At 40.4% G+C, this 15,657-nt stretch carries 12 protein-coding genes and 1 other RNA gene; 9 read left to right on the top strand and 4 right to left on the bottom strand.

Features of this window, described 5'->3' with window-relative positions:
* Positions 1-247: 247 nt before the first annotated feature.
* Positions 248-633: a transfer-messenger RNA gene (gene ssrA / locus IPI59_09800) on the top strand.
* Here ssrA and IPI59_09795 read toward each other — a convergent pair.
* Entirely contained in the window at positions 596-748 is a 153-nt protein-coding gene (locus IPI59_09795) for a hypothetical protein (protein MBK7527826.1), read from the bottom strand. The genes ssrA and IPI59_09795 overlap by 38 nt on opposite strands.
* Positions 749-1,194: 446 nt before the next feature.
* Here IPI59_09795 and IPI59_09790 point away from each other — a divergent pair, with 446 nt between their 5' ends.
* From IPI59_09790 to IPI59_09775, 4 genes are all read left to right on the top strand, one after another.
* Entirely contained in the window at positions 1,195-2,163 is a 969-nt protein-coding gene (locus IPI59_09790) for a hypothetical protein (protein MBK7527825.1), read from the top strand.
* Between the two features lie 12 nt (positions 2,164-2,175).
* On the top strand, positions 2,176-5,034 hold the full coding sequence (locus IPI59_09785; GenBank protein MBK7527824.1) for a T9SS type A sorting domain-containing protein: 2,859 nt from the start codon (positions 2,176-2,178) through the stop codon (positions 5,032-5,034).
* A gap of 74 nt (positions 5,035-5,108) precedes the next feature.
* A complete protein-coding gene (locus IPI59_09780) occupies positions 5,109-6,710 on the top strand; it encodes a T9SS type A sorting domain-containing protein (GenBank protein ID MBK7527823.1) in 1,602 nt (533 codons plus the stop codon).
* An 80-nt stretch (positions 6,711-6,790) separates the two neighbouring features.
* Positions 6,791-7,234: a hypothetical protein gene (locus tag IPI59_09775; protein ID MBK7527822.1), complete on the top strand. Its 444-nt coding sequence runs from the start codon at positions 6,791-6,793 to the stop codon at positions 7,232-7,234.
* A gap of 166 nt (positions 7,235-7,400) precedes the next feature.
* On the opposite strand, the gene IPI59_09770 is transcribed toward IPI59_09775, so the two are convergent.
* A complete protein-coding gene (locus IPI59_09770; protein ID MBK7527821.1) occupies positions 7,401-8,195 on the bottom strand; it encodes a hypothetical protein in 795 nt (264 codons plus the stop codon).
* Positions 8,196-8,375: 180 nt separating this feature from the next.
* Between IPI59_09770 and IPI59_09765 the strand changes: the two genes are divergently transcribed.
* On the top strand, positions 8,376-10,103 hold the full coding sequence (locus IPI59_09765; GenBank protein ID MBK7527820.1) for a PKD domain-containing protein: 1,728 nt from the start codon (positions 8,376-8,378) through the stop codon (positions 10,101-10,103).
* Between the two features lie 151 nt (positions 10,104-10,254).
* Here the strand turns inward: IPI59_09765 and IPI59_09760 are convergent, their stop codons facing one another.
* The gene (locus IPI59_09760) at positions 10,255-11,988 is read right to left on the bottom strand and encodes a DEAD/DEAH box helicase (protein MBK7527819.1); all 1,734 of its coding nucleotides are present in this window, start codon (positions 11,986-11,988) and stop codon (positions 10,255-10,257) included.
* A 508-nt stretch (positions 11,989-12,496) separates the two neighbouring features.
* Here IPI59_09760 and IPI59_09755 point away from each other — a divergent pair.
* The 3 genes from IPI59_09755 to IPI59_09745 all read left to right on the top strand — a co-directional run bounded on the left by IPI59_09755 (position 12,497) and on the right by IPI59_09745 (position 14,886).
* Positions 12,497-13,462 carry a hypothetical protein gene (locus IPI59_09755; GenBank protein MBK7527818.1) on the top strand — a complete coding sequence of 322 codons (966 nt, stop codon included), beginning with the start codon at positions 12,497-12,499 and terminating at the stop codon, positions 13,460-13,462.
* Positions 13,463-13,574: 112 nt separating this feature from the next.
* Positions 13,575-13,970: a (deoxy)nucleoside triphosphate pyrophosphohydrolase gene (locus tag IPI59_09750; GenBank protein MBK7527817.1), complete on the top strand. Its 396-nt coding sequence runs from the start codon at positions 13,575-13,577 to the stop codon at positions 13,968-13,970.
* Positions 13,971-14,076: 106 nt separating this feature from the next.
* Positions 14,077-14,886: a triose-phosphate isomerase gene (locus tag IPI59_09745; GenBank protein MBK7527816.1), complete on the top strand. Its 810-nt coding sequence runs from the start codon at positions 14,077-14,079 to the stop codon at positions 14,884-14,886.
* A gap of 68 nt (positions 14,887-14,954) precedes the next feature.
* Here IPI59_09745 and IPI59_09740 read toward each other — a convergent pair whose 3' ends face one another.
* Positions 14,955-15,419 carry a hypothetical protein gene (locus tag IPI59_09740; protein MBK7527815.1) on the bottom strand — a complete coding sequence of 155 codons (465 nt, stop codon included), beginning with the start codon at positions 15,417-15,419 and terminating at the stop codon, positions 14,955-14,957.
* Positions 15,420-15,657 lie beyond the last annotated feature (238 nt).

The raw sequence follows: 15,657 nt of genomic DNA, 5'->3' as shown, positions 1-15,657 counted from the left end.
TTCATTTTAGGAACTTTTTATTCCGACTTGTAGTTTATGGTAAACTTACAGCCACGAAAATAAACCTCGTGAGACGGCAATTAATTATTTTGAATCGCCAAATCAAAACCCTAAAAAATATTTTACTTAAAACGAACTATATTATTGCCCCCTTTGTTTAACTTTTTAAACGAATTTTGTACCTAAAAACTAATACAACCAGCAAAAAAGAATTGTTAAAAACTACCAAAACTTTATTTTTATACTTGGGGCTGCCTTGGTATTGACAGTATTGACATTGGTAGGTAAGCGTGTCGAGCCTTGCCATATTTGCTCGTTAACCGAATGGGTAAAAATTTTAAGTGGCGACTATAGCTACAAGCTTGCTGCCTAATCCAAGGGATTAAGCATAAGCAGTCTCCGTTCCTGCCCCGTGCCGTTTCGTTTGGTTTGTGCCCGCAGGACGAGGCTTCATAACCCTCAAACCGAAATAGCTGTTCGAGTTGCCCGGCAAAACAGCAAATCTTAGGGCATAAGGTATAAATTGGTAAGTGTTGCCCCGTTTTATACCCTACAATTAACGCAGCACTACACACGTAGAAAGCCTATGGGTGCTTTATCTGGACGAGGGTTCGACTCCCTCCAGCTCCACTCTTTTTGTTAATTTAGCCGCTTGTTGCCCTGCAAAAATAATTGCACCACAAGCGGCTTTTGTTTTGCGCTGATTGGCTGCACGTTGGATGAGAAATAAATGCTTTAAATTAAGCATATCTTCAAAATTAATTCATCTCAAGAATTTTCTTCTAAAAAAGCGTTTGAACCAATGATTTCGCAAATTAAATTTAGCCTAATACATACAGGCTAAAATAAAGTGTCGTACATTTACCACATATAGCCGTTTCTATATATTAAGGCTTAATTTTTCGCTCACAATTTAACCGCCGTTTGCTATGATTTTTAACACTTCCTCCCGCACCGGCACTTGCTACACTTTAAGCAAGCGCTGGGGTAAATACTAAGCCGCAGCTCACCGCTTTGTATTTGCCCCCACTTCCCCTCATCCGGAAGATGAACCCACCCCTGCGCCCCTCCAGCGGAGGGGATGATGGCGAAATCCTACTAATCCGTTAATCCGCTAAATCAGTGGTTCTGACAAAATCCGGATAAAAAACCACAAACCAAACCAATTTTTTAACTTCAAAAAAAACATTTTAAATGAAAAATTTTTTTCTTAAATTTGTAGGCTCTATACCTACAACAGCCCAACAGCCCAACAGCCCAACAGCCCAACAGCCCAACAGCCCAACAGCCCAACAGCCCAAAAGCCCAACAGCCCAACAGCCCAACAATTTAAAGACCACAAAGATACTACTACTATTGCTTAGTATGGCAATAATAACGCAGAGAACCCCCTTGTTAGCGCAAAATTACCTGTACGATTTTCAAAAAGAATACAACTGCATAACGCAAGACCCCAATATTGATGCGGTACATTATGTAAATGAAGAAGCCCAAAACCAAGGTAACACTTTTAAAAGCCTTCCCAAATACGCGATAGAAAACATGGTTTGCCCAGATAATACCGACCCAAGTTGCAGCCCAACCGAAAACAACCAAGGTTGTGGCACAAATCAATACGCTGCTGGCTTGTTTTCTTGTTACGATGATTGGACGAATACTCCATGTATTGAACCGCATTGTTTTCAACTATCAACCTGTGCAGTACAAGCAAAAACAGGCAAAGCCACTGCCTGCGTTTGTTCAGACGAAGGACTAACAGAAGACTGCTTATTGCTTCCGGATTTAATACCCTCGCCTTGGTCTTCGTCTAATTACAAGGTAAATTATCAGGGTACTATAATGAAAGGAGTACATTTTGACCCCTTTACCTTAAAACTACTAATATCCAGCGACTTGGGAAACCTTGGCCACGGACCCATTGAGCTAAAAGGCACCAACGACTATGTATGCTGCCCTATTGAAGGCTCGGCTGCTTGTGAACCATCAACCGAAACGGCACCCTGCCCCCTTGGATATATTAAAAAACAAAAATTAGAACAGTATATTTACAAAAAAATGCCAACCATTGACGGAGAAAACGAATTAGTTAAAACGGCGCATACCGACCCCAAAATGTATATGATTACACACCCCGAACACGACCATTTACATGTTGAAAACTGAGTAGAAATTAGTTTGCGCAAACGCAATTTTAACAACGACGACCCTCGAACATGGGATGTTTTAGGCAAAACCGAAAAACTAAGTTTTTGCGTAAGCGACGGCAACAATGCCGTTTGCTCGCGCCCGTTTAGTGCTACCGACCTATTAAGTTATAGCAACAACCCAAACGACCAAACCATTACCGATATATTGGCAAACTACCCAGCGCAAACAACCTCGAACCCGTTGTATGCCAACCCTTGGCAAGACCCCAACTGGTCTATTTGGGACAACCCCAGTTTGCTTAAAAATAAACTGGCAGATTACGATAATTACGCCTTAGGCGGACCGTATTGGGATTGCAATAATCCGGAGGTGCGACTAGGACATTCGCCCGGATTTATGGACTTGTATGGCTCAGAAACATCGGGAAACCATATTATGTTAAACTGCAATGAAGTTTTCGACCCAAACGAAAAATACTATGTGGTGCTGCATGTGAACCCAAAAGAAATTTTTAAAGAAGAGCGGTACGATAACAACTTAACCATTATACCTGTTGAAATAAATATGCCTACTACTATTTCAGAATCCGGAATAACAATAACCGGAGAAGACCTCGCAACAATTGGCTCGCCCGATTTACCCGTAGTTAACCACGACCACCATTTTCCTGTTTGGTCAATCAATAACCGCATAAACGGCAAAGTGGTAATACCCAATGGCTACGAACTAACCATACAAAACTGCACTATTGAGTTTATGACCCCCAATAGCGGTATTATTGTTGAGCGAGGAGGCAAACTAATTGTAAAAAATGCCACCCTTAAAGGTAACGACTGTTTAGGTAATATATGGCAAGGTATTGAAGTACACGGTGCCGACAACCCCCTCTTTAATGTCCACCCTACCAACCCAAACGATTTTATTACCGGAACCTACCCCTACAACGAATATTACCACGGCGTAGTAGTGCTACAAAATGCCACCATCGCAAGCACCAACACCGCCATTACCACTAAACGCACCGACGAAATTGGGCAGTTTGGCAGCAACCCCAACTATTACGGCGGTATTGTTTATGCCGAAAATTCTACGTTCAGAAACAACGGTCGTGCCGTTGAGTTTATGAAGTTCGAACCCGATAATATTAGCCAGTTTAACAACTGCTTATTTGAAATAACCACCGACAACACCTTACCCATTAACCCATGGGCACATATAACCATGTGGGAAACCAAAGGCATTAAATTTAACCACTGTACGTTTAGTTTCCCAGCCACCTTGCTAAATGGCATAGACCCTACCATTCGCGGTATATATAGTATTGACGCCAGCTATACCATTAGCAATCAAAACACGTTTAACAACTGTGTTTCGGGCGTACACGCCACCGGCACTGGGCTTATTACCCCCATAAGTATTGGTCTTGGCGAAGTTTATAACCCCCAAACCGCCAATATTTTTAACAATAACCGCTATGCAATTATACTAAGCGGCACCAACAAGGCAACCGTAACCAACAACCTGATAAGCCTGCCTGTTGATGTCGATTGTGCCGGAATATACAACGACGGTGCCCTGCACAGCAGTATTTTACACAATAAAATAGTAAGGGGCAATACTGCCAATAACTACCAAAATTTTGGCGTGGTGTTAACAAATACGGGTAATTTTGAACAACCTTACGAGGTGAAAAAAAATCGCTTTGAATACCTCACCGAAGGCGTTGGCGCACAAGGCATTAACGACGGCGCCAGCATACTTTGCAATAATAATATAAACGTAACGGATTGCATAGCCTTGCACTTAAACCCCAACCTTGGGGTACCCAGTATAGCCGCTTTACAAGGTTCTGAACAAAAACCCGCCGGAAATGTATTTACCCTCGATTGTGCCAATAGCAATAACCCCGCCCTACACCTTATTGCCGACCCCATGGCTATGCCCTACGAATATTTTCACCATACCGTAGCGCAGTATATACCCACTTGCAACGAAGATGCCGGCAATAAAATAACCATCACCCCCACCAATATTCCTTATAGCCCTGATTGTATGCCCGATAATTACTGCCCGCAACCGCCTTGCAACGAAGCATACAGCAGTATTACCGCCCAGCTAAATACCTTAAACAACCAATTAGCGGGTTTAACCCCTAATACCCCTGCCTATATAGCAAAACAAGCCGAAATTTACGAAACCAATCGGCAGCGATACCAAATGCGGCAGGTTCGGGTAGCCTATTATGTACAGCAGGGCAATTTTGCCGAAGCCCTAAATAGTTTGACAAACGAAACCGATGCCGCCGCCCAACAACAACGAATTGCTATTTGGTTGCAAAGCAACGACACCACCGCTGCCTCCGCTATTGCCAATTTACCCGATACGAATACCAACCAGCAAGTATATAAACAGTTTAATACCTTAACCTATACCTTGCAAACCACCGGAAACCATTGGCTAACGGCTGATAGTGTGCAAAATGCCACTATTGCGCAGTTGGCAGCCGAACCAGTGCAAGCGGGCAGCTACGCTAAAGCGGCCTACCAGTTTATTAACAAGACATTTATTTACCCCGTTTTACCCAACCAAACCGATACCGCCGGAAAAACCCTGCCCAAACTGCGAACTGCCTTAGCAAATGGCAACCAGTTTTTATACCCCAACCCTTTAAAAAATGGCAGCAGTATAGCCATAGTATTACCTGCTGGCAGCAGCGCTGCGCAGTTTAGTTTATACAATGTGCTAGGGCAGGTGGTATGGCAACAAACCATAAAAAGCAGTATATCACAGTTGGCAATACCCGCCAATATAGCCAATGGCGTGTATTTTGCGCGCATAACCAATACCCAAACAGACCTTAAACAACGCTATATCATAGCGCGATAAATGCTTAATTAACACGCTTCTACACCCATAAAGGGTGTAGAAGCGTGCTTATTTTACCCATAAACAATAAAACCATGAAATTATATATATTAGCCCTAACCATATTGGTTATTAATACCCCTTTTATACACGCCCAAGAGAATACGTTTGCTAAACTATGGGCTTTAGAGGATAGTTTAAAAAGTTGTGGCAGCACCATTACCCTAAGCCCCGGTGGCGATAGTATAGTAGTGGCAAATAGTTTGTTAGACTACCATGTGAACCCCAAAAACCCACCCTATATAAAAGGCAATGCTTTGGGTATGGTATTTTTTAATTTAAACGGCGATACCCTAAGCAATACCCCCTATTATGGCGCAACGGGACCCTACGGGCGCGAAGTAATGGGCGATATTATTGCCAAAAAACAGGGGGGGTATTATATGGTAAGTTTGAGTATAGATACCGCCCTTAGTGCCAACGACAACCAGGCCGTAGCCGTTTATAGTTTTGACGAAAAAGGCAAATTGCTTTGGAGCAAACTCTATGGGCAAAACTACTATTTTTATATGCCCTGGCATAGTATAGTAGGTAACCAAAACGAGTTGGTAATAGTAGGCAGGTATAATAAACAATTTTACGGCTCAAAAGCAGACGGCTTTATGCTAAAAATAGACAGCACGGGTAAAAAACTATTTACCAAATACTATGCCCATAAAACCGAACCTGCTAACTACGAGATGATACATAAAGTAATACTCACCGCTGATAAAGGGTATTTATTGGGTGGGGTTACCGGCGACAGTTATATAGGACCCATGGTACATGATGCCGAGAATGGGGAGGGCATGTTGATAAAAACCGATAGTATGGGCAAAGAACAATGGCGAAAATACTATATAATAGAAAACTATACCGAAAACCACGCTGCCATGCTTATTGAACCCTTTGCCGATGGCAAATCGTATATGTCGGCATCTGTTTATTATTTAGATTTTTGGGACAGGCAACCCTATATTGCCAAATTAGACGAAAAAGGCGAAATGTTGTGGTATAAAGATTTGGGTTATTTTGGCATATTAAGCCTAAAACGCCTGCCCGATGGCAATTTTATTGCTTCGGGTTATGAGGCTACCTGTAAACCTTGCGCCCCTGTTTGGGGGGCATTGGCAAAAATAGATACGAATGGCAATATATTATGGAAACGCAAATACAAATATTATGAAAAGGGCGACCCCAAAGGGACAGCATACAACCAGTTAACAGATATTGTTTTATTACCCGATGGGGGGTATATGGCTACGGGTAGGCAGTTTATAAAAGAGTTGCCATTTTACAGTTATTTATGGCTCATTCGCACCGATAGTGTAGGCTGCATAGCTGGCCATCCCTGCATAGATAGCCTAAACCTCGCCAACCCCTACCCAATGGTTGGCATAACCGAGCCACCGCCCAACCCCGCCCAATGGCTACTATACCCCAACCCGGCAAATGGGTTGCTAACCATAGCCAATACTAATTTAACCACCGCAACCATAAGTATTTACCATGCCAATGGCAGCCTTGTTTACCAACAGGCGCAAGCCCCAAGTCATGCTATTAATACTGCCAACTGGGGCAGTGGTATGTATTATGTAGTAATTGCACCCAACCAAGGGGGGCAAATACTGCATAAAAAAATAGTGATTTTACACTAAGATAAAATAAATGGGGGAAGGTGTTTGCTTACACCTTCCCTCCATTATTACTATTTTTTAACACTTAAAAAATTACAACTATGCGGTTTTATTATTTTTCTATAGCCCTTTTGGTAGGGCAATTAGTATATAGTCAAAACAACAACGAATTTATTTATTTTAATAAAACATTTAAACCAGATACAATGACCATCTACACATCAAGCGCAATTTCTGTAGATGGAGGGTATTTGTCGGTAGGTACTTTTACAACGTATAATACGCTTCAGCGTGGTTTTTATGCTCGCAAAATCAACTTATTAGGCGAAACGGAATGGTTAAAGAGTTATGAACAATCTGAGTTTATTAGATATGTTTTGGGAAGTGAAATATTAATACCTACATCAGACAATAATTTTTTAATGATAGGAAGCCATGCGCATAAAAACAATACCTTAACAGACATAGTTCGGAGTAATGGACAAAAATTAGGCTATTTTTTAGACGATTGGTTCAAGCGGACATTTTTTAGGCTCTATTTTTAGCTCAAATTTGGTTAGCTTCCTAATTGGTTTTAAATTCGTCTGTCTGTAAAAACGGAAACAAGCTCTGCTGGGGAGCAACTTGTCAGGGATAAAACAGATGCTTGACGAAAATGTCTTATCAAAGGCTTACTGTATATTGTAAGCCTTTGATATTTTCAGAAAGCCCTTATACCTTTAAAAACCCATCTATAAATTTCATTTTCCGTTTCATTGATAGGCCATTATGGTTTCTTAATTTGTTTTTTAAATCTGCGAAATGTCCATCAATAGCATTGGTTGTGTTAGGTATTTGAAGTTCCCTGTTATCGTGCCAAGTAAACAACCAAGGTAAATTATTCTTCAAACTACGATAAGCACTCCTAAGCCTTTTATGAGTGTAAAACGATTTGTTTGTAGTCGGATTTAGAGTTCTCTCGTTTAGAAACGCTCTCCATTTTTCAAACCATAGCCCTAATGCTCCGACAAAGCTTTCTTTGTCTGTTTGCTTCATCAAATCTACAACATCCATCAACTCTTGTGCAGGTTTTAGCTTTGGCTTTCGGGTCAAATATCTTCGAATTATTGCTGCCTGATGAAACTGGCACATTTGGACAGGAATACCCTTAAACGACTGAATTAAGCCTTTTCTTCCGTCACAAACAATAGCCGCAATAGTAAAACCCCGCCTTTTTAACTCCTCAATTCCTTCCATATACAGCGCATTGGTCTCTGTCTTTACATAATACTTCAAAAGGTTTTCTTTGGTGTAGGCATCTTTAAAAAGCATTACGCCAAAACCCCGCCCCCAATAGGTAGTGTCCATTAACACAACCACTGCGCTACCCGTCTTTTCCGTAGGCACTATTTTAACTTTGTCTAACCGCCTTTGAATCGTTTTAACAGAACAATTATATTTGTGAGCTAATTGCAAATAGGTCTGCTTGCCACTTTTGTATTCTTCCCATATTTGCTCATTATTGATTCGTTGCCCACCTAAAAATTGTTTCCCACAATGAGCACACTTATACAATTGAACTCCTTTTACAAGTCCGTTTTTCTTTACAAACCTTTTACCACAGTAAAAGCATTTTTTTTATTCATAACCTTTGATTGTCCTCAAAGCTAACAATAGTAATGCTTTCGGAGGTTTTTAGCCTAAAAAATGTCCATTAAGCCCATAGTTCTGATAAAATTTACTCCCGATGGCACCCATTTATGGACAAGCATTATAGATTCGCCCGATACACATGAGCATCCATATTTTGTTATGCCCACGCCCCAAGATGGGGGGTATATATTGGCTGGTATGAAACAATATAACAACAATTTTCCAAATGGGCAGTTTTATGTGCTAAAAGTAGATAGTTTGGGTCAAAAACAATGGGATAGTATCTATGGCTCAAACGTTAGGGGGAAAGCTTTTCAAATCATACCATCGCCACAAAATGATGGCTATATTGTAAGTGGCGGTCTATGCACTAACCCAAACGATGAGAACTCATCCGATAATTATGCGGCTAAAATTGGGTTTGACGGCAGTTTAATATGGGGTAAACTTTGGGGCACTAACGAAAGCGATGATGCTATACAAATTAATCCCACGCAAAACCCCTTAGAGTATGTTGGTTTTTCTACTTTATATGATTATGCAAGTTTGCAATGGTTCTTAAAATTTAACGAAAATTTCGACACCATTTACAGCAAAACCTTTAGTTTGCCCAACCACGAAGCGTTTGGCTCAAATGTACTGGTTACTCCCGAAAACGAGTTTTTAATTATTAGCAGTTGTGCCAACGATGTGGGTGGGCGTTTTTCGCAATTAGTAAAGTTTAGCAATATGGGCGATATTTTATGGATAAAGCAGTTTCCGGATTTAAACCCCAAAGATGACTACTATTTACAAGACATTGAACCTACACCCGACGGGGGTTATATATTAGCTGGGTTTAATTATAGCCAACAATATGCGTGGTTGGTTAAAATAGATTCGTTGGGTCAAACTTGTTCGTATATGGGCTGCGATAGTATTGGCACCCTCAACTGTGTGGGTCAAATAAGTAAACCCGTTGCCAATTTTACTACCCAAATTAACGAACAAGCACTCTATTTGCAAAACAAATCGTTATATGTTTACCCCGACAGCCTCAACGGGGGGCATTATATTTGGGATTTTGGAGACGGCACCCCGCCCTTTATTACCCAAGACCCTTCGCCGTTTACACATTATTATACCAATCCCGGCTATTATAATTTAACGCTTATGGCAACGGTATGCGGCGATACCAGCACCAAGCAGCAAACCATTGTAACCAACTGTTATGGTCAGCCAAACAAACCAGAGGCAAAATTTACCATAACCCCTACTGCAAACGAAAAAAAGATATGGCTATATAACGAGTCGTTATACGTTTTTGCCGACAGCACCGATGGCGGTTATTATCATTGGATATTTGGAGACGGCACCTCGCCGAATATAACCGCCAAAGACGAGCCATTTCAACATACCTACAAGAACCATGGTAATTACCAAATTACTTTATATGCCATTGTTTGCGGCGATACCAGCGTTTCGCAACAATGGGTAGCCATAGAGGTGGTTGGTATAGAAAATTCCCCTCCTTGGGGTGGTTCTTCGAGGGCGTTAGGGGGAGTAACCCCCAACCCTGCCCACCAAACCGCCACCCTAACCCTCAACCCCAACTACACCCATTTAATACACCAAGGCGAAACCCTTGAAATTTTTAACACCCAGGGGCAGTTGGTTAAAACCGTTCCTTTATCCGGATTAGAAACCACCACGTTTACCACCGCCAACCTAATATCCGGAATATATTACTGCCGCCTTCAAAACCATCCGGATATTGAGGGTGTTAAGTTCCTACTCTACTAATTCCCCCTCAAAAAGCTAATCTTGTAGGGGTTTTGTAAATGGAGAATAAAAATCTAAATTTGCACTAAAAGATGCAATAAAAATGTCAGAATTTGCAAACCAGTCGAGTTTTCGCCTTCTGAGCTATTTTAACTTTTAGTTTGGTGCTCGTTTATCTTCTTTTTGTTTTGCTTTTTTTACTGCTGCCGCTGCTGCTACGACGACTGTTACCGCCTGTAGAATCACCCGTATCTTGGTATTCTATCCGGATAGTGCGCCCCCTAAACTCAAAACCATCTAAATAATTAAATACTTGTTTGGCAGCACTTGTTTCAACCTCAAAAAAAGAGTACACGCCTTTAAGTGTAATTTTGCCAATATTTGCCTTTTTAAGGCGGCAGCGGTCGCAAAGTATTGCCAATAGCCGGCCTTTGTCTAAACCGTCGGCTTTGCCCAGGTTAATAAACAGCAGTTTACCTTGTGCGTAACTAAAATTGTCGCCATACGGAAGCCCCTCGTAACGGTCTGTGGGATAGTCTTTTTTGCCGGTTGAGCCTGATTTTGTAGCTGCCGGTTTTTCCGGAATATTGAGGTCGGTGGCATCGCGGTAATAATCTAACAAATGGTTAAACTCTAAATAAGCAAAACGTTTAATAATCTCCTCTTTGCTCAAGTCGCTAAACTCGTCATACAGGTCGGGCAATAAGTTTTCAAGGCCCGTTTCCTGCATATCAACCTCGTGCAAACGATGAACTAGGTGCAACATTTTATTTTCGCAAATTTCTTGGGCTGTTGGTATGCGCAAAGCCTGAAATTTTATCTGTAAGGTTTTTTCCAACTGTTTTACTTTGTACTGTTCACGCGGGGACAGTAATGCAAGGCTGATTCCGGTTTTACCCGCCCTGGCAGTGCGCCCGCTTCTGTGGGTATAAAACTCTAATTCGTCGGGCAATACATAGTGAAAAACGTGGGTAATATTTTCAACATCTATACCGCGTGCAGCCACATCTGTTGCAACTAAAAATTGTAAGGTGCGGCTTCTAAAATTTTTCATTACGCGGTCGCGTTGGACTTGGGTAAGGTCGCCATGCAGCGCATCGGCGTTATAGCCATCGTTAATCAGTTTTTCGGCAATTGTTTGTGTATCAATTTTGGTGCGGCAAAAAATAATGCCGAAAATAGCTGTTTGTTGGTCAATAAAACGTTTTAAAGCGGGGTAGCGGTCTTTTTCGTGGATGGTTGCATAGCAATGCGCAATGTTTTGGTTGGTAATTTGCTGGCCACTTACGCTAAGTTCAACGGGGTTATACATGTATTTTTCGGCAATACGCTTAATAGCGGTAGGCATAGTAGCCGAAAAAAGCCATATATTTTTATCATCGGGCGTAGCCGATAAAATAGTTTGAATATCCTCTTCAAAGCCCATATTCAGCATTTCATCTGACTCGTCTAAAATAGCATAGCGCAAGGCCGATATGTCAATAACTTTGCGTTTCATTAAGTCCATCATCCGGCCTGGAGTGGCTACAATTATATGTGCTCCCTGCTTTATTTGTTTGATTTGATGCAGTATATTAGCGCCGCCATAAACGGCAACAATATTTAATGGTTTAACGTTTTGTGCATATTTGGTAAGGTCGTTCATAATTTGCACACATAGTTCGCGGGTGGGAGCTAAAACCAATGCCTGGGTTGCTGATTCGTAAACTTCACAAAGCTCAATTAGCGGCAAGCCAAAAGCGGCGGTTTTTCCGGTTCCGGTTTGTGCCATTGCCAATAAATCGCGGTTGTTGTGCAGTAAAAACGGAATGGTTTTTTCTTGTATGGGTGTTGGCGTTTCAAAGCCCATTTGGGTTAAATTGCTTAGGAGTTTTTGCGAAAGTCCTAACGATTTAAAATTTTGCATGTATTTTTAATTGAATAATTTATGGCACAAAAGTATAAGTAGAAGCAAAAAGGCTATCTAATATTAATCTGTTTATTAATTTAGCTTAAGGAATAAAAAATTTGATGCGGTGTTTATTGTTGCGCACCAAGGAGATTGCACCGGATACAATAGAAATAACAGGTGTTTGGATTTTATAATCTTTATCCGGATTAAAAAAATTTAGCTCATTTTTACCTCGCTGCACGCAGTTTTATATACCTAATATTACTTCCTCCGGTTAAAGTATTTGGTTTACATACGCATGAGTTTTACAAATAATTTACTTAAATAAACCTATCTTTGCACAATAGAGCGCAGCTCAATTTAGTTATACAAATATAAATTATTTGTTGTTTGATATTGCCAAATATGAATTTTTTTGCAAAGGTACAAAAACGTTTTCAAATTGTGGTATAAACTGCGCCGGTGCGCCTTAGATTTGTTAATAATAAGAATAAAATTTTAATTTCATTTATTTATACAATTCATGTACAAAGAGCGATGGGTTTTACATGGTGTTTTGCAGCAACATTTAATTGAGTTGTTTCACTCGCCAATTTCGCGCGAGTTGTTAATTCGACTCGATGGACGCGATTTGTACCACGAAAAAGTTGAAACCAATAAATTGTATCAATTTTTTGTTGACAGCGAATTATGTGAAATAGTTATCACAAAAAATGCCAATGGCTTTAAATATACGCTCAATAGCCCCGAATTTTCGACCAGCAAATTAGGGAAGGCCAATAAACGCAAAAATTTACTGCAAAAGTTTGGAATTGGATTTGGGTTTTTATCAATTTTATTATTTATTATATTTTTTGGTATGCGTATTATCAAATGGCATCACAACAACGAGCTTTCGTTAGCTTTTGAAAATAATGCTGCCGAAAACACCACCACTACTGCCGTTATTGTAAAATTAGGTCCTAAAGTAATGCCTATTGATACCTCCTATTTTCCGGAAAAAGCAAATAATAACCAAAACTTAGCAGTGTATGCTTACTCGGTTAATTCAGATATGTATTTTGGCACAGTTGAACTGCCTTTTAATAATTTACTCCAAGCGTATATTGCCCCCACCGGTTGGCCTGTTGATACAGGCTCGCGGTTTAAATTGGTATATCACAAAGACGACCCTACTTTAAACTGGCTGTTTTTAGAGCGCCCCGATAGTCTTGAAAGTCAGCGTTATAGGCAGTTAGCACTTAATAGCTGCGCCAAATATCATGCAAACAATAATAACAATAACGTCAATATGCAATTAATTACCAACTATTGCCATTGTTTGGTTGAGCAGATTTTACAAAATAACGGTGTGAATAATTTAAAATATGTATATTATTTAGGCCAACCCAATTATCATGCCGACAACGATTTTACACTTTTTTGGAAAAAACCTGAAAATAAAACTATTGATTCTAAATGCCGAAAACTGCTACAATTACACAAATAAGTTTGTGTTTAATGTGGTATCTCCGGATAAAGCCAAATATTAAACTTTACAAAGCAATTTTATGTTTATGTTTTAATTTTAGTGCTTACTTTTTTTCTATTTCTATATTCTCATGTTTCAAATTCGTGTTGTAGCTGCGGTAATGCAAAATGCAAAAGGGCAATATTTATTAGCCCAGCGTGCCCAAACTGACAGGTATGGAGCTGGCTTGTGGGAGTTTCCGGGCGGCAAAGTCGAAGGCAATGAAACCGACACTATTGCCCTAAAGCGCGAAATTAAAGAGGAATTGTCGCTTGATATTTTAGTGGGTAATTTGTTGGCAACCCATATAGTTTGTAAAAACACAAAAACCTATTTTATTTTAGCTTATCAGGCCACTATCTTGGCGGGTAATATTATGCTTACCGACCACGATGCCGTAGAATGGGTATATGCCAACGATATCTTAAATTTTGAATTAGTGCCTGCCGACATTGACATTTGGCGACAAATAGCAAAAAACATCTAATTTAACAGCCCAAGAAAAACCCAGTTTTTTTGCCTTAAAAAGAGCAAAAATAAGCCTATCTTTGTACGGTAAATCTTAAACAAAATTAAATTTTATCAAGAAAGATATGCGTCAAAAAATTGTAGCCGGAAACTGGAAAATGAACCTGTCGCCCACTGAAGCCCATGATTTAGTGGCCGGCGTAGGGGCATATTTATCCGGATTAATAAACACACCCGCCCTACCTCCAAACCACAAACAGCACACCGTTTTATTTTGTCCGCCTTCAATTTATTTAGCGCAAGTGGTACAGCAGGTAACCGCTTTAAATTTACCTAATTTATTAGGCGTAGGAGCACAAAATTGCCATTGGGCTACAGCGGGTGCTTATACCGGCGAAGTGGCCGCACAACAAATTGCCCAAACCGGGGCGGGTTATGTTATTATTGGCCACAGCGAACGCCGTCAGTATAACCACGAAACCCACGACATACTTGCCCAAAAAACCTTAGCCGCACTAACTGCTAATTTAAAGGTTATTTTTTGCTGCGGCGAACCGCTTGAAGTGCGCAACGCCAACGAACAGTTCGAGTGGGTGGGTACACAACTTACTCAAAGTTTGTTTGATTTGCCTCAAACAGCCATGCAGCAAATTGTAATTGCCTACGAACCCATTTGGGCTATCGGCACGGGTCAAACCGCCACCCCACAACAAGCCGGCGAAATGCACACCTATATACGGCAACACTTAACCAACCAATACGGGCAAGCTACTGCCAATCAAATACCTGTTTTGTATGGCGGTAGCTGTAATGCCCAAAATGCGGCCTCGTTGTTTGCCCAGCCAAATGTTGACGGTGGTTTAATTGGTGGTGCATCGCTTAAAGTGCCCGATTTTTGCGCTATTGCCCAAGCTTTGCTTACAAGTGATATTTAGTAGGTGCTTTCTTTTTGAAGGGCAAATTTGATAGAAATAATTGTACGCAAGCAAGGGCATAAAAAGTACTAATAACTCCGGATAAGCGTGCTGTCGAAACTGCTTAATGGCTGAATTTTATTGGCACTGTAAATTGTTTTGTCAAACAATTCTTGGTTTAGAATTGTGTTTTCAAAAACAGTGGAGCAAACTGTATTGGTTTTCGTACTTTCAGTGGCTAATTCTATGGTTAGCCTGCCTAACGATGTAACATTTACATAAGCATTATAGCCCAATATAAGTTGTTTAATAGTTCCGGCATCTGTATTGATAGTCGGATAATGTCTTGTTGTTGTTTCAGTATTTGGTATAACTACCACATCCCACTCATCGGGTACGTGATGTAAAGACCAGTTAGCGGGGGTGTTCCAATTGTTTGGGTTGCAAACAAACCCACCAAGCCAAACATTTTGAGCCGAACAATTCGCAGTGAAGTTAACATAGATAAAAAGAAGAAAGATAAATTGTAATAATAAAAAATTAAACCTGTTCATAACTAAAGTTGATTGTAGTGTTGTTAAATTTAAGCCATAAATTGTATTATTACAAATACGCATTGACTTTTATTCAACTACACGCTGCAATTAAAATTTTGTTAGCCGCAGATTATTAATTTTTTAAAAAAATAATTTATCCGGAGAAATGGAATTTATAAGACCGCCTGATTTGCCCTCCATCGCCTACTTTTTTATCCGGATTCAAAATTAAGTGGTGACCATTCATCTGGCCCAC

Source organism: Sphingobacteriales bacterium (genome assembly GCA_016706405.1).
Lineage (GTDB): Bacteria > Bacteroidota > Bacteroidia > Chitinophagales > UBA2359 > BJ6.
Note: the sequence above shows the minus strand (reverse complement) of the source record. Positions and strands in the feature narration are given on the sequence as shown.